This window comes from Streptomyces sp. NBC_00846 (assembly GCF_045207325.1).
Classification (GTDB): Bacteria; Actinomycetota; Actinomycetes; order Streptomycetales; family Streptomycetaceae; genus Streptomyces.
Map to the genome: position 1 here is coordinate 5,796,066 of NZ_CP108846.1, position 25,153 is coordinate 5,821,218.

General features: G+C 70.1%; 23 protein-coding genes. 11 read left to right on the forward strand and 12 right to left on the reverse strand.

Features of this window, described 5'->3' with window-relative positions:
- Position 1: 1 nt before the first annotated feature.
- From OG936_RS26680 to OG936_RS26720, 9 genes are all read right to left on the reverse strand, one after another.
- Positions 2 to 640, reverse strand: coding sequence for a hypothetical protein (locus tag OG936_RS26680; RefSeq protein WP_406498003.1), 639 nt, complete (start codon positions 638 to 640; stop codon positions 2 to 4).
- A gap of 365 nt (positions 641 to 1,005) precedes the next feature.
- Positions 1,006 to 1,413 carry a rhodanese-like domain-containing protein gene (locus OG936_RS26685; protein WP_406498005.1) on the reverse strand — a complete coding sequence of 136 codons (408 nt, stop codon included), beginning with the start codon at positions 1,411 to 1,413 and terminating at the stop codon, positions 1,006 to 1,008.
- The gene (locus OG936_RS26690; protein ID WP_406498007.1) at positions 1,410 to 1,928 is read right to left on the reverse strand and encodes a cysteine dioxygenase; all 519 of its coding nucleotides are present in this window, start codon (positions 1,926 to 1,928) and stop codon (positions 1,410 to 1,412) included. The genes OG936_RS26685 and OG936_RS26690 overlap by 4 nt, the downstream gene beginning before the upstream one ends.
- Before the next feature lie 106 nt (positions 1,929 to 2,034).
- The gene (locus OG936_RS26695; protein WP_309506048.1) at positions 2,035 to 2,082 is read right to left on the reverse strand and encodes a hypothetical protein; all 48 of its coding nucleotides are present in this window, start codon (positions 2,080 to 2,082) and stop codon (positions 2,035 to 2,037) included.
- A 70-nt stretch (positions 2,083 to 2,152) separates the two neighbouring features.
- A complete protein-coding gene (locus OG936_RS26700) occupies positions 2,153 to 3,766 on the reverse strand; it encodes an FAD-dependent monooxygenase (RefSeq protein WP_406498009.1) in 1,614 nt (537 codons plus the stop codon).
- A gap of 209 nt (positions 3,767 to 3,975) precedes the next feature.
- The gene (locus tag OG936_RS26705) at positions 3,976 to 4,887 is read right to left on the reverse strand and encodes an amino acid ABC transporter permease (protein ID WP_406498011.1); all 912 of its coding nucleotides are present in this window, start codon (positions 4,885 to 4,887) and stop codon (positions 3,976 to 3,978) included.
- Positions 4,884 to 5,549 carry an amino acid ABC transporter permease gene (locus tag OG936_RS26710; protein WP_406498013.1) on the reverse strand — a complete coding sequence of 222 codons (666 nt, stop codon included), beginning with the start codon at positions 5,547 to 5,549 and terminating at the stop codon, positions 4,884 to 4,886. The genes OG936_RS26705 and OG936_RS26710 overlap by 4 nt, the downstream gene beginning before the upstream one ends.
- Positions 5,550 to 5,624: 75 nt before the next feature.
- Positions 5,625 to 6,470 carry a glutamate ABC transporter substrate-binding protein gene (locus OG936_RS26715; RefSeq protein WP_406498015.1) on the reverse strand — a complete coding sequence of 282 codons (846 nt, stop codon included), beginning with the start codon at positions 6,468 to 6,470 and terminating at the stop codon, positions 5,625 to 5,627.
- 69 nt (positions 6,471 to 6,539) lie between these two features.
- Positions 6,540 to 7,325 (reverse strand): amino acid ABC transporter ATP-binding protein, encoded by a 786-nt coding sequence (locus OG936_RS26720; protein WP_266752509.1) that lies wholly within the window; start codon positions 7,323 to 7,325, stop codon positions 6,540 to 6,542.
- A 319-nt stretch (positions 7,326 to 7,644) separates the two neighbouring features.
- Between OG936_RS26720 and OG936_RS26725 the strand changes: the two genes are divergently transcribed.
- On the forward strand, positions 7,645 to 8,337 hold the full coding sequence (locus OG936_RS26725) for a response regulator transcription factor (protein ID WP_406498017.1): 693 nt from the start codon (positions 7,645 to 7,647) through the stop codon (positions 8,335 to 8,337).
- A gap of 15 nt (positions 8,338 to 8,352) precedes the next feature.
- Positions 8,353 to 9,747, forward strand: coding sequence for a sensor histidine kinase (locus OG936_RS26730; protein WP_406498019.1), 1,395 nt, complete (start codon positions 8,353 to 8,355; stop codon positions 9,745 to 9,747).
- Positions 9,748 to 9,798: 51 nt separating this feature from the next.
- Here OG936_RS26730 and OG936_RS26735 read toward each other — a convergent pair whose 3' ends face one another.
- Complete coding sequence (locus tag OG936_RS26735; RefSeq protein ID WP_406498021.1) at positions 9,799 to 10,797, reverse strand: TAXI family TRAP transporter solute-binding subunit; 999 nt, start codon at positions 10,795 to 10,797, stop codon at positions 9,799 to 9,801.
- 184 nt (positions 10,798 to 10,981) lie between these two features.
- Here OG936_RS26735 and miaB point away from each other — a divergent pair, with 184 nt between their 5' ends.
- Both miaB and OG936_RS26745 read left to right on the forward strand, forming a co-directional pair.
- The gene (gene miaB, locus OG936_RS26740; RefSeq protein WP_406500626.1) at positions 10,982 to 12,475 is read left to right on the forward strand and encodes a tRNA (N6-isopentenyl adenosine(37)-C2)-methylthiotransferase MiaB; all 1,494 of its coding nucleotides are present in this window, start codon (positions 10,982 to 10,984) and stop codon (positions 12,473 to 12,475) included.
- 104 nt (positions 12,476 to 12,579) lie between these two features.
- On the forward strand, positions 12,580 to 13,293 hold the full coding sequence (locus OG936_RS26745) for a class III extradiol dioxygenase subunit B-like domain-containing protein (protein WP_406498023.1): 714 nt from the start codon (positions 12,580 to 12,582) through the stop codon (positions 13,291 to 13,293).
- A 94-nt stretch (positions 13,294 to 13,387) separates the two neighbouring features.
- On the opposite strand, the gene OG936_RS26750 is transcribed toward OG936_RS26745, so the two are convergent.
- Positions 13,388 to 13,660 (reverse strand): antitoxin, encoded by a 273-nt coding sequence (locus OG936_RS26750; RefSeq protein ID WP_406498025.1) that lies wholly within the window; start codon positions 13,658 to 13,660, stop codon positions 13,388 to 13,390.
- A gap of 283 nt (positions 13,661 to 13,943) precedes the next feature.
- On the opposite strand from OG936_RS26750, the gene miaA reads away from it, so the two are divergent.
- The 6 genes from miaA to hflX all read left to right on the forward strand — a co-directional run bounded on the left by miaA (position 13,944) and on the right by hflX (position 22,045).
- Entirely contained in the window at positions 13,944 to 14,882 is a 939-nt protein-coding gene (gene miaA, locus OG936_RS26755; RefSeq protein WP_406498027.1) for a tRNA (adenosine(37)-N6)-dimethylallyltransferase MiaA, read from the forward strand.
- Positions 14,883 to 14,989: 107 nt separating this feature from the next.
- Entirely contained in the window at positions 14,990 to 15,427 is a 438-nt protein-coding gene (locus tag OG936_RS26760) for a hypothetical protein (RefSeq protein ID WP_406500627.1), read from the forward strand.
- A 169-nt stretch (positions 15,428 to 15,596) separates the two neighbouring features.
- A complete protein-coding gene (dapF, locus tag OG936_RS26765; RefSeq protein WP_406498029.1) occupies positions 15,597 to 16,469 on the forward strand; it encodes a diaminopimelate epimerase in 873 nt (290 codons plus the stop codon).
- A gap of 189 nt (positions 16,470 to 16,658) precedes the next feature.
- Positions 16,659 to 18,818 carry a RelA/SpoT family protein gene (locus OG936_RS26770; RefSeq protein ID WP_406498031.1) on the forward strand — a complete coding sequence of 720 codons (2,160 nt, stop codon included), beginning with the start codon at positions 16,659 to 16,661 and terminating at the stop codon, positions 18,816 to 18,818.
- A gap of 108 nt (positions 18,819 to 18,926) precedes the next feature.
- Positions 18,927 to 20,381, forward strand: coding sequence for a M1 family metallopeptidase (locus OG936_RS26775; RefSeq protein WP_406498033.1), 1,455 nt, complete (start codon positions 18,927 to 18,929; stop codon positions 20,379 to 20,381).
- 143 nt (positions 20,382 to 20,524) lie between these two features.
- Positions 20,525 to 22,045: a GTPase HflX gene (gene hflX, locus OG936_RS26780; RefSeq protein ID WP_406498035.1), complete on the forward strand. Its 1,521-nt coding sequence runs from the start codon at positions 20,525 to 20,527 to the stop codon at positions 22,043 to 22,045.
- A gap of 162 nt (positions 22,046 to 22,207) precedes the next feature.
- On the opposite strand, the gene OG936_RS26785 is transcribed toward hflX, so the two are convergent.
- Positions 22,208 to 23,428: a trypsin-like serine peptidase gene (locus OG936_RS26785; RefSeq protein WP_383758877.1), complete on the reverse strand. Its 1,221-nt coding sequence runs from the start codon at positions 23,426 to 23,428 to the stop codon at positions 22,208 to 22,210.
- Positions 23,429 to 23,757: 329 nt separating this feature from the next.
- Between OG936_RS26785 and OG936_RS26790 the strand changes: the two genes are divergently transcribed.
- The gene (locus OG936_RS26790) at positions 23,758 to 25,137 is read left to right on the forward strand and encodes a diaminobutyrate--2-oxoglutarate transaminase family protein (protein WP_406498037.1); all 1,380 of its coding nucleotides are present in this window, start codon (positions 23,758 to 23,760) and stop codon (positions 25,135 to 25,137) included.
- Positions 25,138 to 25,153 lie beyond the last annotated feature (16 nt).

Genomic DNA, 25,153 nt, shown 5'->3' on the forward strand with positions numbered 1-25,153 from the left:
CTCACTGCCCGGCGCGGGCGGCGCGGGCGATGGTGGCGTCGATCAGCGCGAGCGCATCCGCCGCGGTACGGCCCGGGCAGCGGTTCCACGGTCCGATCAGACCGGTCCAGCCCCGGGACCGGAGTTCGGCGACCAGCCAGGCGCCTGCCCGGTCCACGGTGTCGAGGGAGCCGTAGCCCAGGCGATGGGCGGTGAGCAGAGCGCCGCAGACGCACCGGGCGCCGCGGGCGTTGCGAAGCCGGTACGGGGTGTTCTGCCAGCCCCACTCGGTCAGGATCTGCCGTGCGTAGGCGAGATGCGTGGAGGGCCGCACCTCGGGCTGCCCGATGCGCCGCCAGGAGTGGAGCCGGTCGGGGAGGATCGCGCCGAGCCGCCCTGGGAGGGGCCGCTCGCGCGGCGCGGTGGCCGGCAGGGCGCGCACGGACTCGGCGATGAGCTGATTCACCGGCACGGACAGCAGGTCGCGCCAGTCGGCCGGCTGACGGCCCGTCGGCCGATCCGTGAGGCCGGGGGAGGAGGGGGGGACGGGTTCGGCGGCGGTGAGGTCCCAGCCGGTGACGATCTGCTGCCAGGTCTCGGTGTCGTGGAGGCGAGCGGCCTGGGCATCGAGCTGGTCGGGGGTCAAGGTGGGCGTCGGCATGGGTGCGAAATCTCCGTCACGTCGGTCCTTGGCGTTGAGCCGAATGTCCGTCGGGTACGGAGATTGCTCCACCGGAGCGTGGCGTTCGGGTGGGTCGGGGCGGATTCGGGGCGCCGGCGAGCGGGCAGGCGTGGCCAGCCCCGCACCCCGAGCCCGGTGGTGCCGAGTCAAGGGAGAGCGAGGTCTGCTCTACGAGGCTGCGCCCACCCGTACCCGAGCGGATGCTCCCGTACGACGCGTGCCATCCGGGCAACGCCCAGAGCCGGAGGGGGCAGTTCTTAGCGCCGGAGAAGGCCGTTCTCAGCCGGATGCTCCGCCGCCGACCACGTCCGTCCCGCAGTCCGTCCTGCCGCCGCCCCCGTCCGTCAGGCCTCGACCGGAAGCCCCGCCGCACGCCACGCCTGGAATCCGCCGACCACATCGGTCGTCCGGTGCAGCCCCAGCTGACGCAGGGACGCGACGGCGAGGCTCGACGCGTAGCCCTCGTTGCAGACCACCACGACCTGGAGGTCGTGGCTCACCGCCTCCGGGGCCCGGTGTCTGCCCAGCGGGTCGAGGCGCCACTCCAGCTCATTGCGTTCGATGACCAGCGCTCCCGGAATCAGCCCGTCCCGTTCCCGCAGCTCCGCATAGCGGATGTCCACGAGAAGCGCCCCGTCCGCGGCGGCGGCGAAGGCCTCCCGCGGGCCCACCCGGACGAACCCGGCCCGGACCCGTTCCAGCAGTTCGTCGATCCCGACCGGTGCCGTACTACGCCGAGGGCTGTCGCTCACCGCCAGTCCTCCGGCCGTTCGACCTGTTCGAGACGGAGCACCGCACCGGTGCGGCTGTAGCGCCGGATCTGCGGCAGCGGCGGGTAGTACGCATGGACGGAGACGGCGTGTTCCGTGCCCGATTCGTTCAGCACCTCGTGGACGTGGTGCCGGCCGAACGCCCTGCCCTGGCCGGTGGTCAACTGCCGGGAACGGTCGATGCCTTCCGTGAGTTCGAGCGTCTTCCAGCCGTCGGTGGGCAGCCGGGCGGCGAGCGACAGCTCCTTGAGGGTGCCGGCCGCGGTCGTGAAGGCGCCGATCGAGTCGGCGTGGTCGTGCCAGCCGGTGCCGGTACCCGGCGGCCAGCCGATCAGCCAGGCCCCGCTGCCGCCCGGCCCTTCGAGCTGGACCCAGGTGCGGCCTTCGGGATCGAGCGGGAGCGAGGCGATGATCGCGGCGTCGGCGGCGACACGGCGGACGAAATCGAGCAGCTCCGCGGCCGTCGGACCGGAAGCACCATCGGCGGCGGAGGGCATGCGTACAGAGGGTGACGAAGGGGCAGACACAGAGACCGTCCTGATGAGGGTTCGCGTGGACGCACGGCCGTGCGGCAGAGCGCACGGCGTGGCAGGAAGAGGCGATTCAGCAGGACGGGCGACACACGCAGCCCGCGTAGCGGACGAGGTCCATATGGACCCTCCGCCACAGGCGCACATCGGTGTCGATCACGTCCGGAGTACACCATGCACGTCCGCATCGGTCAATTGATGCCCGCAGTCCGGTCGGAGCGTACGGAGGTGCGTGCCGCCCCGCCCCGCACCGCGTCCGCCGCCGCGAAGAGCTCCCGCGGCCGTACCCCGCCGAACGACGCCACGAGGTGACCGTCCGGCCTGATCAGCAGCACGGTGTGGGCCGACGCCCCCGGATAGCTCTCGGCCACCAGCAGCTCGCCCTTCACCGGCAACGCGTCGACAGCGGCGACCAGCCGCGGCATGACGCCGGCGCTCATCCAGTGACGCCGGTCCCACACCCCCGTACCGGGGGCCACCAGGACCACCAGCAAGTGTCCCTGCCCCAGCCGCTCGCGCAGCCGCACGGTGGTGCCGTCCGGAGCCGTCACCCGCACATCGGTGACCGGCGCACCGGGGGGCGTACTCACAGAGGTGTGCGCCTCGGCGCGTGGGGGCGCAAGGGGCGAGTGTGAGTACGACGGGGGCGCACCGAGGGGGCCACAGCCCAGATGTCCGTCGGTGAGCAGCGAGTCGTGCCCCCGTGCGCTCCCCGGGACCAGGGTCCGCAGACCTCCGCCGCCACGCAGTATCGGCAGCGACTGGTCCGCGGCGCGCAGCCGTGCGGCGACCGCGGCCCGACGCTCGGCCTGGTAGCTGTCGAGCAGTACGTCGGAGGCGCCGTGGTGCCAGGCCTGGGCAAGCTTCCAGGCCAGGTTCTCGGCGTCCCGCAGCCCCTCGTCGAGCCCCTGGGTGCCGAGCGCGCCCAGCAGATGGGCGGCGTCCCCGGCCAGGAAGGCCCGGTCGGCCCGCCAGCGCAGGGCAAGCCGGTGGTGCAGCGTGTACACACCCGTGTCCAGCAGTTCGTACGGCGGTGTCTCGCCGCACCAGCCCGCCAGGGTGTCCCGGATCCGGGCGATCAGGGCGTCCGGCGTGACGAGCTCGCCGCGCGGCGGCAGCAGCCAGTCCAGTCGCCAGGCGCCGTCCGGCAGCGGCCGTGCGGTCACCTCGGCGCCGCCGGTCCGCCAGGGGGGCAGCCGGTGCAGTACGGCCTGTCCCGGCCAGGGGAGCTCGGTGCGCAGCGCCGCGACGGCATGCCGCTCCACCGCCGTACGCCCGGGGAAACGGATGTCGAGGAGCTTGCGTACGGTGGACCTGGCGCCGTCGCAGCCCACCAGGTAACTCCCGCGCCACCGGGTCGGGTTCGGCTTCCTGGTGTGCACCGTGACCCCGGCCGGGTCCTGCTCCAGCGTGTCGATCCGGCTGTACGGGGCCACCTGCACCAGCTCCTGAGCGGCCACCGCGTCCCGCAGCCCGCGCGTGAGGACGTGCTGTGGCAGATGAGTCGGGGCAGGCAGCGGATCGCCGTCGGGGGAGTCCACACCGAGCGCCAGCTCACGCACCACCTGCTTGCGCCGCATGGACCGCCAGCCGGACCACCGGATGCCCTCGTGCCGCAGCGCCTTGCAGCCGAGCCGTTCCACCAGGGCCACGGTGTCCTCGCGCAGCACCACCGTACGGGCCGGCCGCGTCTCGTCCCTGGCCGGATCCTCGTCGAGAAGGACGGAGGGGACGCCCTGCGCCGCGAGAGCGAGCGACAACGTCAGGCCGACGGGCCCGGCGCCGACGACGATCACCGGATCCACGACGAGGCTCCTCGAATGCCTGCAGGCAATGCAGGCGAAGGGAGCGGAACGGGCTCAGGGGGCGGAGGAGATGTGGCGGCGGGGGCTCGGTGCGCGATCACAGAACGTATGCAACCTACTGCCGGTGCTTGCGTCAAGCGACCCCGGAACGCGGCGAGGGGCGGTGGCGGATGTGCCACCGCCCCTCGGGGACGCAGATCGACGAGCCGTCAGACGGCGCGTCCGTCATCGACGACGAGCGCCGGAGCACCGATGGTCTCCAGGCCGCCCCCGGGCCCGGCACCGACCACTGCACCCGTGCCCTTCTTCGTGCGCCGGAGCCGGCGTTCCAGCCAGCTCGCGAACGACGTGAGTGCGAAGTTCACGACGATGTAGATCACGGCGACTATGGTGAAGCACGCGATGGTGTTCGCGCCGTAGTTCGCGCTCATCGGGCGGATCGAGGACAGCAGCTCGGGGAAGGTCATCATGGCGCCACCGAGTGCGGTGTCCTTCATGATGACGACCAGTTGGCTGACGATCGCCGGCAGCATGGCCGTCACCGCCTGCGGCAGCAGCACGAACACCATGGTCTGGCCCTTGCGCATGCCGATCGCCTTGGCCGCGTCGGTCTGGCCCTGCGGCAGGGAGTGGATCCCGGCCCGCACGATCTCGGCGAGTACCGAGAAGTTGTACAGCACCAGACCCGTCACCACGGCGTACAGGGGACGCACGTCGGTGCTGATGTTCGTGTACTCGGCGTACACCGCGTTCGCGATGATCATCAGGATCAGCACGGGGATGGCGCGGAAGAACTCCACGACGACGCCGGACGGAACCCGCACCCATCGGTGGTCCGACAGCCTGCCGATACCGAACAGGGCGCCGAGCGGCAGCGCGATGATCAGGGCGAAGAACGCCGCCTTGAGCGTGTTCTGGAGGCCCGGCCAGATGTACGTCTGCCAGGGCTGGGGGCTGGTGAAGAAGGGCTTCCACTTGATCCAGTCGAGCTGGTGCTTCTCGGCGAGGCCGGCGTACACCCACCACACCACGGCTGCGGCGCACAGGACGAACAGCAGCGTGTACAGGATGTTGCGCTGCTTGGCGCGCGGTCCCTGGGCGTCGTAGAGGACGGAAGTCATCGCTTCACCGCCACCTTCTTGCTCACCCAGCCGAGGATCAGGCCGGTCGGGAGGGTCAGAACGATGAAGCCGAACGCGAAGACCAACGCGATCAGGATCAGCTGGGCCTGGGCCTCGATCATGCCCTTCATCAGGTACGCGGCCTCGGCGACCCCGATCGCCGAGGCGACCGTGGTGTTCTTCGTCAACGCGATCAGCACGTTGGACAGCGGGTTGACCACCGCGCGGAACGCCTGCGGGAGGACGATCAGCCGCAGCACCTGGGTGAAGCTCAGCCCGAGGGCACGCGCCGCCTCTGCCTGGCCCACGGGGACGGTGTTGATGCCGGAGCGCACGGCCTCGCACACGAAGGCGGCGGTGTAGGCGATCAGGGCGAGCACCGCGAGCCGGAAGTTGATGTCGGTGAAATCGCTGGCGCCGAGCTTGACGTCCAGCGTCTGGAACAGGCCCAGCGACGAGAACACGATGATCACGGTCAGCGGAATGTTCCGGACCATGTTCACATACGCGGTAGCGAAGCCGCGCATCAGGGGGACCGGGCTGACCTTCATGCCGGCCAGTAGCGTTCCCCATATGAGGGAGCCGAGGGCGGAGTACACGGTGAGCTGCACCGTCACCCAGAAGGCCCCCAACAGGTCGTAACCTTCAAGAAAGTCGAACACGATCTCCCGCGCTTCCGCGTGTAGGAGGGCATGGCGCGCCGCCGTTCACGGACGGCGCGCCCGGTCAGCCCTGCTTCACTTGACGATGTTGCCGATCTTCGGGGCGGGGTCGTTCTTGTAGTTCGCCGGGCCGAAGTTGTCCTTCACAGCCTTGTCCCAGGAACCGTCCGAGACCATCTTGGTGAGCGCGTCGTTGATCTTCTTCTTGAGGTCGGCGTCGCCCTTCTTCAGGCCGATGCCGTAGTTCTCGTTGGTCATCTTGAAGCCGGCCAGCTTGAACTTGCCCTGGAACTGCTGCTGCGACGCGTAGCCGGCGAGAATGGAGTCGTCGGTGGTCAGCGCATCGATGACCTTGTTCTCCAGGCCGGTCAGGCACTCCGAGTAGCCGCCGTACTCCAGGAGCTGCGCCTTCGGCGCCAGCTTGTCATGGACGTTCTGCGCCGAAGTCGAGCCGGCGACCGAACACAGCTTCTTCTTGTTCAGGTCCTCCGGCGACTTGATCGAGTCGTCGTCGGCGCGGACGAGGATGTCCTGGTGCGCCAGCAGGTACGGGCCCGCGAAGTCGACCTTCTGCAGCCGCTCGTCGTTGATCGAGTAGGAGGCGGCGATGAACTTCACGTCACCGCGCTCGATCGCCGTCTCGCGGTCGGCGCTCTTGGTCTCCTTGAAGACGATGTCCTTGGCGTCGTAGCCGAGTTCCTTGGCAACGTACGTGGCGACATCGACGTCGAAACCGGTGTACTTGCCGTCCGGCGTCTTGAGGCCGATACCGGGCTGGTCGATCTTGATGCCGATCGAGATCTTCTTGCCGCCGCCCGAATCGCTCGAGCCGCTGTCCTTGTCGTCGGAACCACAGGCGGTGGCGGTCAGGGCGAGGGCGAGCACGGCGGCCGAGGCGGCGGTGACCTTACGAAGCTGCATGGTGAAATTCCCTAGAATTGACGCGATGTGAGTGATCGGCCGGTCCGGAAACCGGCGGTGAAGGATCAGTCAGTGGTGAAGGATCTTCGACAGGAAGTCCTTGGCCCGGTCACTGCGCGGGTTACTGAAGAACTGGTCGGGCGTGGCCTCTTCGACGATCTTTCCGTCCGCCATGAAGACGACCCGGTTCGCCGCCGAGCGCGCGAAGCCCATCTCATGGGTGACGACGACCATCGTCATGCCGTCCCGGGCGAGCTGCTGCATGACCTCCAGCACCTCATTGATCATCTCCGGGTCGAGCGCGGAGGTCGGCTCGTCGAAGAGGATCACCTTGGGGTCCATCGCCAACGCGCGGGCGATGGCCACGCGTTGCTGCTGGCCACCGGAGAGCTGGGCGGGGTACTTGTCGGCCTGCGTCGCCACGCCCACCCGGTCCAGCAGCGAACGGGCCTTGTCCTCGGCAGCCTTCTTGTCCGTCTTGCGGACCTTGAGCTGGCCCAGCATCACGTTTTCGAGCACCGTCTTGTGCGCGAAGAGATTGAACGACTGGAAGACCATGCCGACGTCGGCACGCAGCTTGGCCAGCTCCCGGCCCTCCTGGGGCAGCGGCTTGCCGTCGATCGATATGGCGCCCGAGTCGATCGTCTCCAAGCGGTTGATCGTGCGGCACAGCGTGGACTTCCCGGACCCGGAGGGCCCGATGACGACCACGACCTCGCCACGGGCGATCGTCAGGTCGATGTCCTGGAGCACATGCAGCGCGCCGAAGTGCTTGTTGACGTTGCTCAGTACGACAAGGTCGTTCGCCGCGGGTGCGGCGTCCTCGGCGCCCTTGGTCACTGAAACTCCGCTCATCGGCTTCATGCTCCGTCCTCCTCGGTTGGGAAGGACCCTAGTGACGCGGTGCGACCAGCGTCATTACATCTGAGCGGAAATTGAGGATAACGATCCGGCCGCAACCGGACACTCCGTGTGAAGGGGGCGGCACGTGAGGTACCCGGGGCGTACCGGGTGGATAACGGATGGCTCGATGCAATGGGCGGGCCCTTGACTGACGTACCCGTCATCGGAGTGGATGCCCTGGTACGCCATGACGTGAAACACCTCGGAACGGTGAAGTGACGAAGGGCGTACGAGAAACCGCACCGACGTCGCACCTTCGGAAAGGGGGGTCATGAGACTGTTGCTCGTCGAGGACGACAACCACGTCGCGGCCGCCCTGTCCGCGATCCTTGCCCGGCACGGCTTCCAGGTGGTGCACGCCCGCAGCGGCGAGGAGGCGCTGCGGGCCCTGCTGCCCGCGGACACGGAGCCCTTCGGCGTCGTGCTCCTCGACCTGGGGCTGCCCGACCAGGACGGCTACGAGGTGTGCGGGAAGATCCGCAAGCGCACGGCGACCCCGGTGATCATGGTGACCGCGCGCGCCGATGTCCGGTCGCGGATCCACGGCCTCAACCTCGGGGCCGACGACTACGTGGTCAAGCCGTACGACACCGGCGAGCTCCTCGCCCGGATCCACGCCGTCAGCCGCCGCAAATCGGCCGGCGAGGACACCGTGCCCACGCCCGCCGCCGCTCTGCGCCTCGGGCACCTCCACCTCGAACTGCCCACCCGCCGGGTCAGCGTGGACGGATCGGAAGTCCAGCTCACCCGCAAGGAGTTCGATCTGCTCGCGCTGCTCGCGCAGCGCCCCGGTGTGGTCTTCCGCCGGGAGCAGATCATCAGCGAGGTGTGGCGCACGAGCTGGGAGGGGACGGGGCGCACGCTCGAAGTGCATGTCGCGTCCCTGCGTTCCAAACTGCGGCTGCCCGCACTGATCGAGACGGTGCGCGGGGTCGGCTACCGCCTCGTCGCCCCGTCCGCGTAGAGGCGTACGTCCCAGGTGCGCACCCGGCTGCTTCCCCTGCTCATCATTCTCATGGCGAGCGTGCTGCTCGCCCTCGGCTTCCCGCTGGCCGTCAGCGTCGCCGCCGCCCGGCAGCAGAGCGTCGTCATCGACCGCATCGACGACACGGCACGCTTCGCCGCGCTCGCCCAGTTCATCGCCGAGCGGACCCCCGGTCACGAGGAGCGGCGCCGCACCCTGCGCAGCGAACTCGACACGTACGCATCGGTGTACGGAATCCGCGCCGGTGTCTTCTATCGCGACAACAGCGCCATGGCGAAGGCCCCGGCCACCTGGCAGCTCCCGATCGAGGGGGAGGGGAGAGAGGCCTTCAAGGAGGCGCTCCTGGGGCGGCGCAGCCACGATCCGCCGCAGGTCTGGCCCTGGCAGCGCGGCAGGATCGTCGTCGCCTCACCCGTCGTACGGGACGGCGATGTCGTCGCCGTCGTGGTCATCGACTCGCCCACCGACGAAATGCGTGCGCGTACGCTGCGCGGCTGGTTGCTCATCGCGGCCGGCGAAGCGGTCGCGATGCTGGTGGCGGTCGGCGCGGCGATCCGGCTCACCGGCTGGGTGCTGCTGCCCGTACGGACCCTCGACGCGGCCACCCATGACATAGCCAGCGGCCGGATGAGGTCCCGGGTCGTGGCCTCCGGGGGGCCTCCGGAACTCAGGCGCCTGGCCCGTTCGTTCAACGAGATGGCCGACAACGTCGAGGATGTGCTGGAGCAGCAGCGCGCCTTCGTCGCCGACGCCTCGCATCAGCTGCGCAACCCCCTCGCCGCGCTGCTGCTGCGGATCGAGCTCCTCGCGCTCGAACTCCCCGAGGGCAACGAGGAGATCGCCTCCGTACGCACGGAGGGCAAGCGCCTCGGCCAGGTTCTGGACGACCTGCTCGACCTGGCGCTGGCCGAACACGCCGCGGCCGACCTGCAGCTCACGGACATAGGCGCGCTCACCGCGGAACGCGTCGCGTCCTGGCGGCCGGTCGCCGAGGAGAAGGGAGTCCGGCTCAGGGCGGACGGCTCGTCCGCCCTGACGGCCTGGGCGGACCCCATCGCACTGTCGAGCGCCCTCGACGCCCTCATCGACAACGCCCTGAAGTTCACCCCGGCCGACGAAGAGGTCCTCGTCACGGTCGCCGCCGGTCCTGATGACGTCACGGTCGTCGTCGCCGACCGGGGACCGGGCCTCACCGCACAGGAAATGGAGCGCGTCGGCGACCGTTTCTGGCGCAGCGCCCGGCATCAGAACGTGCAGGGTTCCGGTCTCGGGCTCTCCATCTCCCAGGCCCTCCTGGCCGCGTGCGGCGGCACCATCGGCTATGCGGCCCACGAGCCGCACGGGCTGCGAGTGACGGTGTCGGTGCCGCGCCGGGGCCCACAGGGCTGAGCGGGCGGGGAAGCGGCCGACGGCGCGGGGATCAGGGCCTGGGCGCGGGGATCAGGGCTTGACCGAGCGGTAGTAGCGCTTGGCCCCCTCGTGCAGCGGCAGCGGGTCGGTGAAGATCGCCGTGCGCAGATCCACCAACTGGGCCGCGTGCACCTCGCGCCCGATCCGGTCCCGGCTGTCGATCACGGTCCGGGTGAACGCCTCGGTCATCGCCGGATCCGTACGGTCCGTGGTCACCAGCACATTGGCTACCGCCACCGTCGGCACCGCCTGTCCCTGCTGTGCCTCGTGGTACGCGTCGGCGGGCATCATGGCCGACCGGTAGTAGCGGGCGGAACCGCCCACGGCCTGAAGCTCCTTGATCAGCTCGGCCTCCAGCGGTACCAGCTGGATCGCGAACCGGTCCGACAACTCCTGCACGGCGGAAGTGGGCAGTCCGCCGGACCAGAAGAAGGCATCGATCCGGCCGTTCTCCAGCTCCTCGGGCATGGTGTCGATGCCGCTGGGAACCGGTGTCACATCGTTCGTGGGATCGAGACCGGCGGCCGTCATCAGCCGGTCGGCGACCAGCCGTACGCCGGAACCCGGCTGCCCCACCCCGACGCGCCGGCCGATCAGGTCCGAGACCTTCCGCACCTTCGAGCCCCGGGGCACGACCAGTTGTATGTAGTCGTCGTACAGCCGCACACAGCCCCGCAACCGGTCCGCGCCGGGCCCGCCGTCGCGCAGATACGTGGCGAGGGCATCGGCGGTGGCGATGGTGAAGTCCGCCTTCCCGGTCGCCACCCGCGCGATGTTCTGCTGCGAGCCCTCGCTGGTCTGCAGCCGTATGGACACCCGGGGCAGGTCCTTGGCCAGGTCCCCCTTCAGCCGCTCGCCGTAGCGCTGGTAGACCCCGCTGCGTACGCCGGTGCTGAAGGTCAGCGTCCCGCTCGGCGCGGGTTCCCCGAGCGGGAGCAGCCACCACAGCAGCAGCCCGAGCACGACGACGAGGGCGGCGCAGGCCTGCAGGGCGCGCAGCCGGCCGATACGGGACAGTGCCTGGAGCATGGCGGCGATCCTGCCAGCCCGTCCCGGCGATGACCAGGGCAGGACCCCGGCGGTCCGGGGCCGCGGCCGCCTCCGTACCGGGGCCAGGAGGCCCTGCCCCCGGCCGCCGAGGTATTCATCATCGCGGCCCGGCCGGAGCCCTTACCCTGGACGGGTGAGCGGCAACGACGTGGCTGGTGGAGTAGTGGACGGTTTGAAAACGTACGAGGTGCGCACCTACGGGTGCCAGATGAACGTCCACGACTCGGAGCGGCTGTCCGGGCTGCTGGAGGACGCGGGTTATGTACGTGCCGCGGAGGGCTCCGACGGCGACGCCGACGTCGTCGTCTTCAACACCTGCGCGGTCCGGGAGAACGCCGACAACAAGCTCTACGGCAACCTCGGCCGGCTCGCCCCGATGAAGACCAAGCGCCCCGGCATGCAGATCGCCGTCGGTGGCTGCCTGGCACAGAAGGACCGCGACACCATCGTCCAGCGGGCCCCCTGGGTGGATGTCGTCTTCGGTACGCACAACATCGGCAAGCTGCCCGTGCTGCTGGAGCGCGCCCGCATCCAGGAAGAGGCGCAGATCGAGATCGCCGAATCCCTGGAGGCCTTCCCCTCCACACTCCCCACCCGTCGCGAGTCCGCCTACGCGGCGTGGGTCTCCATCTCCGTCGGCTGCAACAACACCTGCACCTTCTGCATCGTCCCGGCGCTCCGCGGCAAGGAGAAGGACCGCCGCACCGGCGACATTCTCGCCGAGATCGAGGCCCTGGTCGCCGAGGGCGTCTCGGAGATCACCCTGCTCGGCCAGAACGTGAACGCGTACGGGGCCGACATCGGCGACCGCGAGGCCTTCTCCAAGCTGCTGCGTGCCTGCGGGAGGATCGAGGGCCTGGAACGGGTCCGCTTCACCTCGCCGCACCCCCGCGACTTCACGGACGACGTGATCGCGGCCATGGCCGAGACGCCCAACGTGATGCCTCAGCTGCACATGCCGCTGCAGTCGGGCTCGGACACCGTCCTCAAGGCGATGCGGCGTTCGTACCGGCAGGAGCGCTTCCTCGGCATCATCGAGAAGGTGCGCGCCGCGATGCCGGACGCCGCCATCTCCACCGACATCATCGTGGGCTTCCCCGGCGAGACCGAGGAGGACTTCGAGCAGACGATGCACACGGTCCGCGAGGCTCGCTTCGCCAACGCCTTCACCTTCCAGTACTCCAAGCGCCCCGGAACCCCGGCCGCCGAGATGGCGGGGCAGATCCCCAAGGAGGTCGTCCAGGAGCGGTACATGCGCCTGTCCGCCCTCCAGGAGGAGATCTCCTGGGAGGAGAACAAGAGGCAGGTCGGCCGGAAGCTGGAGATCATGGTCGCGGAGGGCGAGGGCCGCAAGGACGGCGCCACTCACCGCCTCTCCGGCCGCGCCCCCGACAACCGCCTGGTCCACTTCACCAAGCCGGACGAGATGGTGCGTCCCGGCGATGTGGTCACCGTCGAGATCAGCTACGCCGCCCCGCACCACCTGCTCGCCGAGGGCGCCCCGCTGGGGGTACGGCGGACCCGGGCGGGCGACGCGTGGGAGAAGCGCACCGCCACCGAGGCCGCCAAGCCGGCCGGAGTGATGCTGGGCCTGCCCGGTATCGGCGCCCCGGCGCCCCTGCCGGCCGCGACGGCTCCCGGCTGCGGCTGCGACTGACACCGACGGGGGACGGGCGCGGCGGCGGGAAAGGGCCGCAGAGGCGCGGGACGGGCGACGGCGGGAGACGGGCGTGTTCACGCCCAGCCAGTACGCTGCCCACCATGCTTGTCGCCGCCGCTGTCTGCCCCTGCCCGCCCCTGCTGGTACCCGAGGTCGCCGCCGGTGCCGCGCCCGAGCTCGACGCGCTGCGGGACGCCTGCGCCGACGCCCTCGGCGTGCTCGCCGCGGCCCGGCCCGACCTGCTGCTCGTGATCGGGCCCGCGGACCTCGCGGGCCGAGGACCGCACCGCGAGGGAGCCACCGGCTCCTTCAAGGGCTTCGGAGTCGATCTCGACGTGCGGCTCGGGCGTGACCGCGAAACCGTGGCGGACCGGCCCCTTCCGCCGTCCCTGGCCGTCGGCGCCTGGCTGCTCGCCCGGGCACGGTGGGCCGAGGCGCCGGTCGAAGGGTTCGGCGTGGGGGAGCCGCTCGAAACCGACCGCTGTACGAGTACGGGGCAGGACCTGGCCGCAAGGGCGGAACGGGTGGCGCTGCTGGTGATGGGCGACGGCAGTGCCTGCCGTACGGTCAAGGCCCCCGGCTATCTGGACGACCGCGCCGAGGCGTTCGACGCGGCGGCCGCCCACGCGCTGGGCACCGCCGACCCAGGCGCGCTGATCGCGCTCGACGCATTGCTGGCCTACGAGCTGAAAGCGGCGGGCCGGGCACCCTGGCAGGTGCTCGCGGGCGCGGGTGAGGGGGCGGGCCTGCGCGGACAACTGCTGTACGAGGACGCCCCGTACGGCGTGGGCTACCTGGTCGCCACCTGGTCCTGACCGCCCGCCCGGACTCGCACCCGGGCTGATACGGACGACGGCCGTGCAGCGTCAGCGCTCCACGGCCGTGCGTCGGACTTGATTCGGTTCGGGGTCACGAGGCGGGCGGCGTACCGGGCGGCGTGCCGCCTTCGTCGTTCTTGGCACCACCCTCGTCGTGCTTGTGGGTCAGGCGCTCGACCACGTCCTTGGCCTTCTTCGTGCCGGACTCGATCTTGTCGCTGTACTTGCCCTTGGTCTTTTGGTCGACCGTCCGTGCGGCCTTGTCCAGCCCCTGGTCGATCTTGTCCCCGTGTTGATGCGCGAGGTCGCCGACCTTTTCCTTCGCGGGGCTCAGCTTGGCCTTCAAATTGTCCAGGAAGCCCATCGGGCACCTTCCCTGCTGGGGGACTAGGGCGGGCGTCCTCCTGCGGCCTCGCTGCCGGCCGCCTCGTCGGGCAGCCCTGGGGGCGAACGGCAAACCGTGAAAAAACGCCCGTATTCACTTACGAATTCTACTGGTACCGCCAAAGATCCGCGCCGTTCGGAGCGGAGGCGGGGCAGCGACGGGGTGGCGACGGAGCAGAAGCGGGAAGGTCGAACGGCCCCCGTTCGCAGCCGGTCACGTCACTCATTCGGGAAGAGGCCCGGAGGTTTGCGAGACTGGGGCGGTGAGAAGTTCAGCTCCCGCACCGCGGGTCATCACCGTCGTCGGTCCCACTGCAGCCGGAAAGTCCGATCTGGGGGTATTTCTTGCTCAGCAACTCGACGGCGAAGTGGTCAACGCCGACTCCATGCAGCTCTACCGGGGGATGGATATCGGCACCGCGAAGCTGACGCTCTCCGAGCGCGGAAACGTTCCGCATCACCTGCTGGACATCTGGGACGTCACCGAGACCGCCAGTGTCGCCGAGTACCAGCGGCTGGCCCGGGCGGAGATCGACCGGCTGCTCGCCGCGGGCCGCACCCCCGTCCTGGTCGGCGGTTCCGGGCTCTATGTGAAGGGCGCCATCGACGCCCTGGAGTTCCCCGGCACGGACCCCGGCGTCAGGGCCAGGCTGGAGGAGGAACTGGTCGAGCGCGGCTCCGGGACCCTGCACGCCCGGCTCGCCGCCGCCGACCCCGAAGCGGGCCGGGCCATCCTGCCGAGCAACGGCCGCCGCATCGTCAGGGCCCTCGAAGTCATCGAGATCACCGGCAAGCCCTTCACCGCCAACCTCCCCGGTAACGATGCGGTGTACGACACCGTCCAGATCGGCGTCGACGTGGCCCGCCCCGAACTCGACGAACGCATCGCCCTGAGAGTCGACCGGATGTGGGCGGCCGGACTCGTGGACGAGGTGCGCGCCCTGGAGGCGCACGGTCTGCGCGAGGGGCGCACCGCGTCCAGGGCGCTCGGCTACCAGCAGGTGCTGGCCGCACTGGCCCAGGAGTGCACCGAGGACGAGGCGCGCGTTGAGACCGTTCGCGCCACCAAGCGATTCGCGCGCCGTCAGGACTCATGGTTTCGCCGTGACCCGCGGGTCCACTGGCTCAATGGCGCCGAAGGGCACCGCGGGGAACTCCCGCACCAGGCGCTGGCGTTGGTCGAACGAGCGGTTACAGCCTGATCACGTGATGGCATCGGGAGGCCCTGCCCGTCATTTCGGCGACCGGGAGCGTGCCATCATCGAGCATCGATCGACCAGTGGAGTCCGAGTTGGGAGGGCGCGTGGCGATGGAGGCCGGCCCTCGCAACACAGAACAAGACGCACCGGACGCGCTGCATGATGCAGGAAGCTTGAGCCCCGACGGGCCCGATGAGCTCGAAACGACCCCCGAGGTCGAGGTCGAGCTCAGGCCCGCGCGGCGTCTGCGCATCTGGCAGCTCGCGCCGATCGTCATGCTCGCCGCCTTGGGATCGCTGATGTTCGCGTTCCCGTTGGCGTTCGAGTTCGGCGACGGCGGCGCGGTCGTCGCCATGCTGGGCCTGCTGATCAGCTGCTGCGCCGCGGGCTGGGGCATGATGGCCGCCCGCCGCGTGGGATACACCTGGCCCGGGCTGTCGCAGAAGGGCTCGGGCGAGAGATCCGACTGGCGCGTGATCGCCCTGTACGTCGCCGTGTGCGCCGCACTGGTCGCCCTGGCCATCTGGCGCGTGGCCCGGCTCCGCTGACGGACGCCGCGGTCCCGGCGACCTACGCTGCGCCCCGGCGACCGATGCCACCGCTCCGCCGGCGTGACGCCCGGCCGCTGTCCGGTGCCCCGTTGCCCGGCCTCTCCCTCATGCCCCGCCGCACGGCCCGGTCTCGTCGGCTGTCGGTGCTGCCTCGTACAGTTGCCCTGTGAGCACCTCGCAGATCGCCTTCCTCAAGGGGCACGGCACCGAGAACGACTTCGTGATCGTTCCCGACCCGGACAACGCCGTCGACCTGCCCGCGCCCGTCGTCGCCCGCCTGTGCGATCGCCGGGCGGGTATCGGCGGAGACGGGCTGCTGCATGTCGTACGGTCCGCCGCGCACCCGGAGGCACGGGCCATGGCGGACGAGGCCGAGTGGTTCATGGACTATCGCAATGCCGACGGTTCGATCGCCGAGATGTGCGGCAACGGCGTGCGGGTCTTCGCCCGCTATCTGCAGCGTGCCGGGCACGTCGAGGAGGGCGACCTCGCCGTCGCGACCCGCGGCGGTGTGAAGAAGGTGCACCTCGCCAAGGGCGGCGACATCACGGTCTCCATGGGGCGCGCGCTGCTTCCCGAGGACGGCGTCACGGTCAGCGTGGACGGCCGCGGCTGGGCCGCCCGCAATGTGAACATGGGCAATCCGCACGCGGTCGCCTTCGTCGACGACCTGGCGCACGCCGGTGATCTGCTCTCCGTACCGCCGTACAGCCCCGCGACCGTCTACCCCGACGGCGTGAACATCGAATTCGTCGTGGACCGCGGACCGCGCCACGTCGCCATGCGGGTCCATGAGCGCGGCTCGGGCGAGACCCGCTCCTGCGGGACGGGCGCCTGCGCCGTGGCCGTCGCCGCGGCCCGCAGGGACGGCTCCGACCCCGCGGAGACCGGCACTCCGGTCACGTACACGGTCGATCTGCTCGGCGGCACCCTCGTGATCACCGAGCGGCCCGACGGCGAGATCGAGATGACCGGCGCCGCCGTGATCGTCGCCGAGGGCGTGATCGAGCCGGCCTGGCTCGAAACATTCAGCGGCTGAGGCCTGCCGGGGCGTGCGAGCCCGGCATGATCCAAACGAGCGGCCCCGGAGCTTCGCTCGAATGGGTGATCCGTTTCACGCTGAGCGAGAGGCGGACTCCGCCACGTGGTGGGCTCGGTAGCATCAAGCACCGGCCCGGAGGCGCGACCGCACCTTCCCACCGCCGGTCGACGTCGCCGGAGGTGCCCCATGAGTGCAGAGGCCACCAACCCAGGTGCTCCCATCCGCAGACGGGGCCGTCCCCGGATCGATTTCCGCAGGCTCGGCCGCGTCGCGCTGCTCGGCCCGGTCTCCCGTGACCGGCTGCCCGACGCGATCGGCCATGTCGCCGAGGCCCACCGGGCCCACCACCCGGATGCCGACCTCTCCGTCCTGCACCGGGCCTACGTACTCGCGGAGTCCTCGCACCGCGGGCAGATGCGCAAGAGCGGCGAGCCGTACATCACGCACCCGCTCGCCGTCACGCTGATCCTCGCCGAGCTCGGCGCCGAGACCACGACACTCACCGCCTCGCTGCTCCACGACACCGTCGAGGACACCGAGGTGACTCTCGATCAGGTGAGGGACCAGTTCGGCAAAGAGGTCTGCTACCTCGTCGACGGCGTCACCAAACTCGAGAAGGTCGACTACGGAGCAGCGGCCGAACCCGAGACCTTCCGCAAGATGCTGGTCGCCACCGGGGACGACGTCCGGGTGATGTCGATCAAGCTTGCCGACCGGCTGCACAACATGCGCACCCTCGGCGTGATGCGCCCCGAAAAACAGGTCAGGATCGCCAAGGTCACCAGAGACGTGCTGATCCCGCTGGCCGAACGGCTCGGCGTGCAGGCGCTCAAGACCGAGCTGGAAGACCTCGTCTTCGCGATCCTCCACCCCGAGGAGTACGAACACACCCGCGCGCTGATCGCCGCCGCGTCTGCGCACCCGGACGCCTCCGGCGCCGCGGGCGCCCAGGACCCGCTCGCAGCCATCACCGAGAACGTCGGGGCGGTGCTGCGGGAGGCCGGCATTCCGGCAGAGGTCCTCATCAGGCCGCGCCACTACGTCTCCGCGCACCGGGTCAGGATCAAACGTGGCGAACTGCGCGGCACCGACTTCGGCCGGCTGCTGGTCCTCGTCGGCGAGGACGCCGACTGCTACGCCGTACTCGGCGAACTGCACACCTGCTTCACCCCGGTGATCTCCGAGTTCAAGGACTTCATCGCCGCCCCCAAATTCAACCTGTACCAGTCACTGCACACCGCGGTCGTGGGCCCCGACGGGGCGGTCGCCGAAGTCCTCATCCGTACGCACCGGATGCACAAGGTCGCCGAGGCCGGCGTCATCGCCCTCGGCAATCCGTACGCCGCGGACGGCGGCTCCGGGCCCCAGACCGCCGAACCCGCGGACGGAGAGCGCGCCGACCCGACCCGCCCCGGCTGGCTTTCCAGGCTCCTCTCGTGGCAGCAGTCCGCCCCGGACTCCGACACCTTCTGGACCACACTCCGCGCCGACCTCGCCCAGGACCGGGAGATCACGGTGTTCCACACCGACGGCGGCACGCTCGGCCTGCCCGCCGGAGCCAGCTGTGTCGATGCCGCCTACGCGCAGTACGGGGACGAGGCACACAGCTGCATCGGTGCCCGGGTCAACGGCCGGCTCGCCACCCTCGGCACCGTCCTGAGCGACGGCGACACCGTGCAACTGCTGCTCACCGAGGACATCGGTTCCGGCCCCTCGCCCGACTGGCTCGACCACGCCCGCACCCCCGCCGCCCGCATCGCCATCACGGGCTGGTTCGACGCCCATCCCGAGGACGACCCGAGTCCGCACGGCAACAGGCCCGCGGCGCCCAGGCCGCCCGGACCACAGCCCCGGGCAACCGCCGGTCCCGGCGGCGACAGGCCCGGGGTCCGCGCCGCGAACGCCATGGTGGACCGGCTGGACGCCACCGTACGTCTCGCGGGCTGCTGCACCCCCGTACCCCCCGACGCCGTCACCGGTTTCGTCGTGCGCGGCGGCGCCGTCACCGTCCACCGGCTGGAATGCCCCTCCGTCTCCCGGATGCAGTCCGTCGGCCGGGTGCCGGTCCCGGTGACCTGGGGCGACGCGGCCGGATGCCGGGTCACCCTGGTCGCCGAGTCCTTCGGACGGCCCCGGCTGCTCGCCGACCTCACCGAGGCGATCGCGGCGGCGGACGCGGCGATCATCTCCGCCACCGTCGAACCACCCAGCGAACAGCGCGTGCGGCACACCTACACCTTGCAGCTCCCCGACGCCGCAGGGCTGCCGGCGCTGATGCGCGCGATGCGTGAGGTACCCGGGGTGTACGACGTGAGCCGCGTCAAGCACCCGACAGCCACCGTCTGACTCCCCGTCCGGCTCCGCCGCGCAGCGCCATCTGCCGCGGTGATCTCGTTCGAGTGGCGCGGCGCGCGCCGCACCTGCCCGGGTGGGAGTCGCTGGTAGCGGTAGTTCATGCCGTTCATCTCCCGCCGTCTGCGGGCCGCTCTGCTGGCCACCGCATCGGCCACCCTCGTTGCCGCCGCCCTCCCCTCACCCGTGCCGCTCGGCATCGGCGATCCACTCTTCCCGCACCTCGGCAATCCCGGGTACGACGTCCTCTCGTACGACATCGGACTGACCTACCACGGCAGCAACAGCAAGCCGCTGGACGCCGTCACGACGATCGACGCGCGGACCACCGAACCGCTGGACCGGATCAACCTCGACTTCACCCGGGGCACGGTCCGTACGGTCGAAATCAACGGTCTGCGCGCCGACTTCGCCGTGGCGGACGAGGACCTGGTCATCAAGCCGCCCGCCCGGCTCCCGGCCGGAGTGCCGCTGCACATCACCGTCCGGCACACCAGCGACCCGCGCGGCGACCTGGACACCGGCGGCTGGCTGCGCACCGCCGACGGACTGGCCATGGCCAATCAGGCCGACGCCGCGCACCGGGTCTTCCCGAGCAATGACCACCCCGCCGACAAGGCATTCTTCACCTTCCGGATCACCGCGCCCAAGGACCTCACGGTGGTCGCCAACGGCCTGCCCGCGGGCACGGTCCGGCACGGTGCCGACACCACCTGGACCTACCGGACCGAACACCCCATGGCCACCGAACTGGCCCAGGTCACCATCGGCCGTTCCACCGTCCTGCGACGCACCGGGCCGAACGGACTGCCGGTGCGTGACGTGGTGCCGAGCGCCGACCGCAAGCAGCTGGAACCCTGGCTGGCCAAGACGCCCGCTCAGCTGGAATGGCTGGAACAGCAGGTCGGCCGCTACCCCTTCGAGACGTACGGACTGCTGGTCGCCGCCACCGACACGGGCTTCGAGCTGGAGACCCAGACCCTCTCGCTCTTCGAACGGTCCCTGTTCACCCAGACCGCCTACCCCAAGTGGTACGTCGAGTCGATCATGGTGCACGAGCTCGCCCACCAATGGTTCGGCGACAGCGTCTCCCCGCAATCCTGGTCCGACCTGTGGCTCAACGAGGGACACGCCACCTGGTACGAGGCCCGCTACGCCGAGGAGCACTCCGGCAAGGCACTGGAAGGCCGCATGCGCGAGGCGTACACCAAGTCCGACGGCTGGCGCGCCGCGGGCGGACCGCCGGCCCGCCCCGACATTCCGGCGCCCGGACAGAAGCTCAGCTTGTTCCGGCCGGTGGTGTACGACGGCAGCGCACTGGTCCTTTACGCGCTGCGCCAGGAGATCGGCGAGAGCGCGTTCGACCGCCTGGAGCGGACGTGGGTGAAGAAGCACCGCGACTCGAACGCCGCCACCGCGGACTTCGTCCGGCTGGCGTCACAGACCGCGGGCCGCGACCTGACCACGTTCTTCGACGGCTGGCTGTACGGCGCGAAGACCCCGCCGATGCCGGGGCATCCGGACTGGCACAGCGCCAAACCCGCCGGACAGCGGTAAACCCGAGTGACGGGCCCCGCGGACCATGCCACTATCGTCGGGTCGCCGCGGCGGCCCCACCGTGAATTTCCGACAGCGGGAATCATCGGGAAAGGTCACGCGTTGTGACTGATGTAACGGACTCCCATCGACGTAAGGATCCAATGACCTCCTCTTCTTCCCTTCCCCAGGACGCGCAGGAAGCGCAGAGCGCTACGGAGAATGTCACCGAGAGCCTCACCGAGAGCCTTCGGGCCGACGCCCTGATGGAAGAGGACGTCGCCTGGAGCCACGAGATCGACGGAGAGCGGGACGGCGAGCAGTTCGACCGTTCGGAGCGCGCCGCGCTGCGGCGTGTGGCGGGACTCTCCACCGAGCTCGAGGACGTTACCGAGGTCGAGTACCGGCAGCTGCGCCTGGAGCGTGTGGTGCTGGTCGGCGTCTGGACCTCGGGGACCGCGCAGGACGCGGAGAATTCCCTCGCGGAGCTGGCGGCACTCGCGGAGACGGCGGGCGCCCTGGTGCTCGACGCCGTGTTCCAGCGCCGCGACAAGCCCGACCCGGCCACCTACATTGGCTCGGGCAAGGCCCTGGAGCTGCGCGACATCGTCCTCGAATCAGGGGCCGACACCGTCGTGTGCGACGGTGAGCTCAGCCCCGGCCAGCTGATCCACCTGGAAGACGTGGTCAAGGTCAAGGTGGTCGACCGGACCGCCCTGATCCTCGACATCTTCGCCCAGCACGCCAAGTCCCGGGAGGGCAAGGCACAGGTCTCGCTGGCACAGATGCAGTACATGCTGCCGCGGCTGCGCGGCTGGGGTCAGTCGCTCTCCCGTCAGATGGGCGGCGGCGGTTCCAGCGGCGGTGGCGGAATGGCCACCCGTGGTCCCGGTGAGACCAAGATCGAAACGGACCGGCGTCGGATCCGCGAGAAGATGGCGAAGATGCGCCGGGAGATCGCGGAGATGAAGACCGGCCGCGACATCAAGCGCCAGGAACGCAAGCGCAACAGGGTGCCGTCGGTCGCCATCGCCGGCTACACCAACGCGGGCAAGTCCTCGCTGCTCAACCGGCTGACCGGTGCGGGCGTCCTCGTGGAGAACGCCCTGTTCGCCACCCTGGACCCGACCGTGCGCCGGGCCGAGACGCCGAGCGGCCGGATCTACACCCTGGCCGACACCGTCGGGTTCGTACGGCATCTGCCGCACCACCTCGTCGAGGCGTTCCGCTCCACCATGGAGGAGGTCGGTGAATCCGATCTGATCCTGCACGTGGTGGACGGCTCGCACCCGGTGCCGGAGGAGCAGCTCGCCGCGGTGCGCGAGGTGATCCGCGACGTGGGCGCGGTGGACGTGCCCGAGGTCGTGGTGATCAACAAGGCGGATGCGGCCGATCCGCTGGTGCTGCAGCGGCTGCTGCGCATCGAGAAGCACGCGATCGCCGTCTCGGCGCGTACCGGAGCCGGTATCGACGAGCTGCTCGCCCTCATCGATGCGGAGCTGCCCCGGCCCTCGGTCGAGATCGAGGCGCTCGTGCCGTACACCCAGGGTGGACTCGTCTCCCGGGTGCACGCCGAGGGCGAGGTGATCTCCGAGGAACACACGTCGGAGGGCACCCTGCTCAACGCCCGGGTCCATGAGGAACTGGCGGCTGAGCTCTCCTCGTTCGTCCCCGTGGCGCACTGACGGCAAGCGCGGTACAGCTCCGTACGGACCGATGGCCCGCTCCCCTCGTCGGGAGCGGGCCATCGGTCGTTCGGCCTTCTGGCCCCCGGCGGGCAACTGTCGCGCAAGGGGCTCCGATGGACCGTCACCGTCAACCGGACCGGTCCGGGTGACGGTCCGTCGTCACTGTCCCGCGTACTTCTTGCTGACCGATTCGTAGACGCCCTTGGCTTCCTTGCCGAAGCGCGGCCCGGCCAGCCAGCCTGCCGTCACCGGGCCGATGGAGGTGTTCGAGACCAGTGCGGGCTTGCCGTCCCGGCCCGCCGCGACCCAGCCACCACCGGAGGCACCGCCGGTCATGGTGCAGCCGATGCGGTACATCGTGGGGTCCTGCGCGGCCAGCGAGAGCCGGCCCGGCTTGTCGGCGCACTGGAACGCCTTCTGACCGTCGTACGGAGGAGCGGCAGGGAAGCCGGTGGCCGTCATGCCGGCGATCTCCGGCACGGCCGGGGCGTTGAAGTCGACGGGCAGCGCGGAGCCGACCGTCTCCTCCAGGGACTTGCCCGTCGAGCCCTTCTCCGGCGTGACGTGCAGCACCGCGAAGTCGTACGGGGCGCCCTGCCCGCCGACCGAGGAGCCCTGCGAGATCCACTGGTCGGACGTCTGCGCCCACTGACCCCACCACACGCCGTAGGGCGCGATCTCCTGCTTGCTCGCCTTCTCCAGCTCGGCGGTCGACAGACCGCTGTTGTTGTACGAGGGCACGAAGGCGATGTTGCGGTACCAGCCGCCCTTCTTGCCGGCGTGCACACAGTGTCCGGCGGTCCACACCAGGTTGGACTTCCCGGGGTGCGCCGGGTCCTTCACCACGGTCGCGGAGCAGACCATGGAACCCTCGGGGCTGTCGAACAGCAGCTTCCCGGACTCCGCGGCATTGGCGTGGTACGGCGTCCGTACGCCGGCGGCCTGGACCGGTGCGGGCGTCGGGTCCGTCACGCCCGCATCGCCCGAGATGTCGTTGTCGACCGGCTTCTCCGGCGACTTGTCGGCCTCCCGCATCCGGTCCGGGTCCCAGAGGCCCTCGATGATCGGATTGACGAAGTCCTTGGCCTCACGAAGCCACTTGTCCCTGTCCCAGTTCTTCCACTCGCCGTTCTTCCACTGGTCGAGGTCGATCCCGTGTTCCTTGAGCCGGTCCTTCAGATCGTCCGGAATGGTGATCTTGCCGTTCGAGGACTGGTCGGCCGGAGTGCTCGGCTTGTTGCCGGCATTGTCCTCGTCGGGCCCGCAGGCGGTGGCGGTGAGTGCGAGGACCGCGGCGACCGCGGCCACGGCGAGCGCCGAGGAACGCGTGCGGCCTGCGCTCCCCCGACGGCTGGCGGGAACTGGTCGAATGAGTCGCATGTGGTGATCCCCCTGGGACTTCGTAACTCAAGACTTCTTTACTGCACTTCGGCAATGCTCCGAGCCACCTGCTCCGAACGTCCGGCGGACATCCGAAAAACTGCCCGAGCCTTCCGTGCGGCCCCCACTATGCCGGTGCCGATGGGGACGGTACGCAGCAGGGCCACGGTTCCGCCCCCGCAAGGATCTTCGGATATACCCGTGATCCACCGCGACCGGCGTCGTTGGTACGTGCGAGGGACTCGAGGACAGCGTTCATCCCCGTAGTCCGTCCGTACGCCGACGTACTGACGTGCAACGCAACTGTTACAGCAGGAGGATCAACAGCCGTGGCCGTGACCGAACCAGCTCCGGTGGCAGTACCGGCGGTGCACGAGGGGATCCTGCGCCGCCAATCGCTGCGCGAATCCGCCGCCCGTACCTACGCGCGCTCACTGCCGATCGTGCCGGTACGGGCCCGTGGGATGACGATCGAGGGTGCGGACGGGCGGCGATACCTCGACTGTCTCTCCGGGGCAGGCACCCTGGCGCTCGGGCACAACCACCCGGTGGTCCTGGAGGCGATCAGGAGAGTGATCGACTCGGGTGCACCGCTGCATGTGCTCGACCTCGCGACCCCGGTCAAGGACGCCTTCACCACGGAGCTGTTCGCCACCCTGCCGCGGCAGTTCGCCGACAACGCCCGGATCCAGTTCTGCGGACCTGCCGGTACGGACGCCGTGGAGGCGGGCTTCAAGCTGGTCCGTGCCGCGACCGGACGCAGCGGACTTCTCGCCTTCACCGGCGCCTACCACGGGATGACGGCGGGAGCCCTGGCCGCTTCGGGCGGCGCCGAGGACGTACGGGTGACGAGGCTGCCTTTCCCGCAGAACTACCGCTGCCCCTTCGGTATCGGCGGCGATCGCGGCGCGGAGACGGCCGCCCGGTGGACCGAGAGCCTCCTGGACGATCCCAAGGGAGGCGCACCCGCGCCGGCCGGCATGATCCTCGAACCGGTGCAGGGAGAGGGCGGCGTGAACCCCGCCCCCGACGACTGGATGCGCCGGATGCGTGAGATCACCGAGACCCGGTCCATCCCCCTGATCGCCGACGAGGTCCAGACGGGCGTCGGCCGCACCGGTGCCTTCTGGGCGGTCGAACACAGCGGGATCGTGCCCGATGTGATGGTGCTCTCCAAGGCCATCGGCGGTTCCCTCCCGCTCGCGGTGATCGTCTACCGTTCCGAGCTCGACACCTGGCAACCGGGCGCCCACGCCGGCACCTTCCGGGGCAACCAACTCGCGATGGCGGCCGGCACGGCCACCCTTTCCTTCGTGCGGGAGAACCAGCTCGCCGAGCGCGCCGCGATGCTCGGCGCCCGGATGATCGCACGCCTCCAGGCACTGGCCACGGACCACCCGTCCATCGGAGACGTCCGCGGACGGGGCCTGATGATCGGAGTGGAACTCGTCGACCCCGAGGCCGCCCCGCAGGGCGGCAGCCCCGAGCCGCCGCCCGCCCCGGCCCTCGCCGCCGCCGTCCAACAGGAATGTCTGCGCCGCGGCCTCATCGTCGAACTCGGCGGACGCCACTCGACCGTCGTGCGGCTCCTGCCGCCCCTCACTCTCACCGACGAACAGGCAACAGCGGTCGTGGACCGCCTCGCCGACGCCCTGGCAGCTGCCGAGCGCCTGCCGCACCGCAGGAACACGACCGGGTCGATCCGCTGACCCCGGACACCATCAC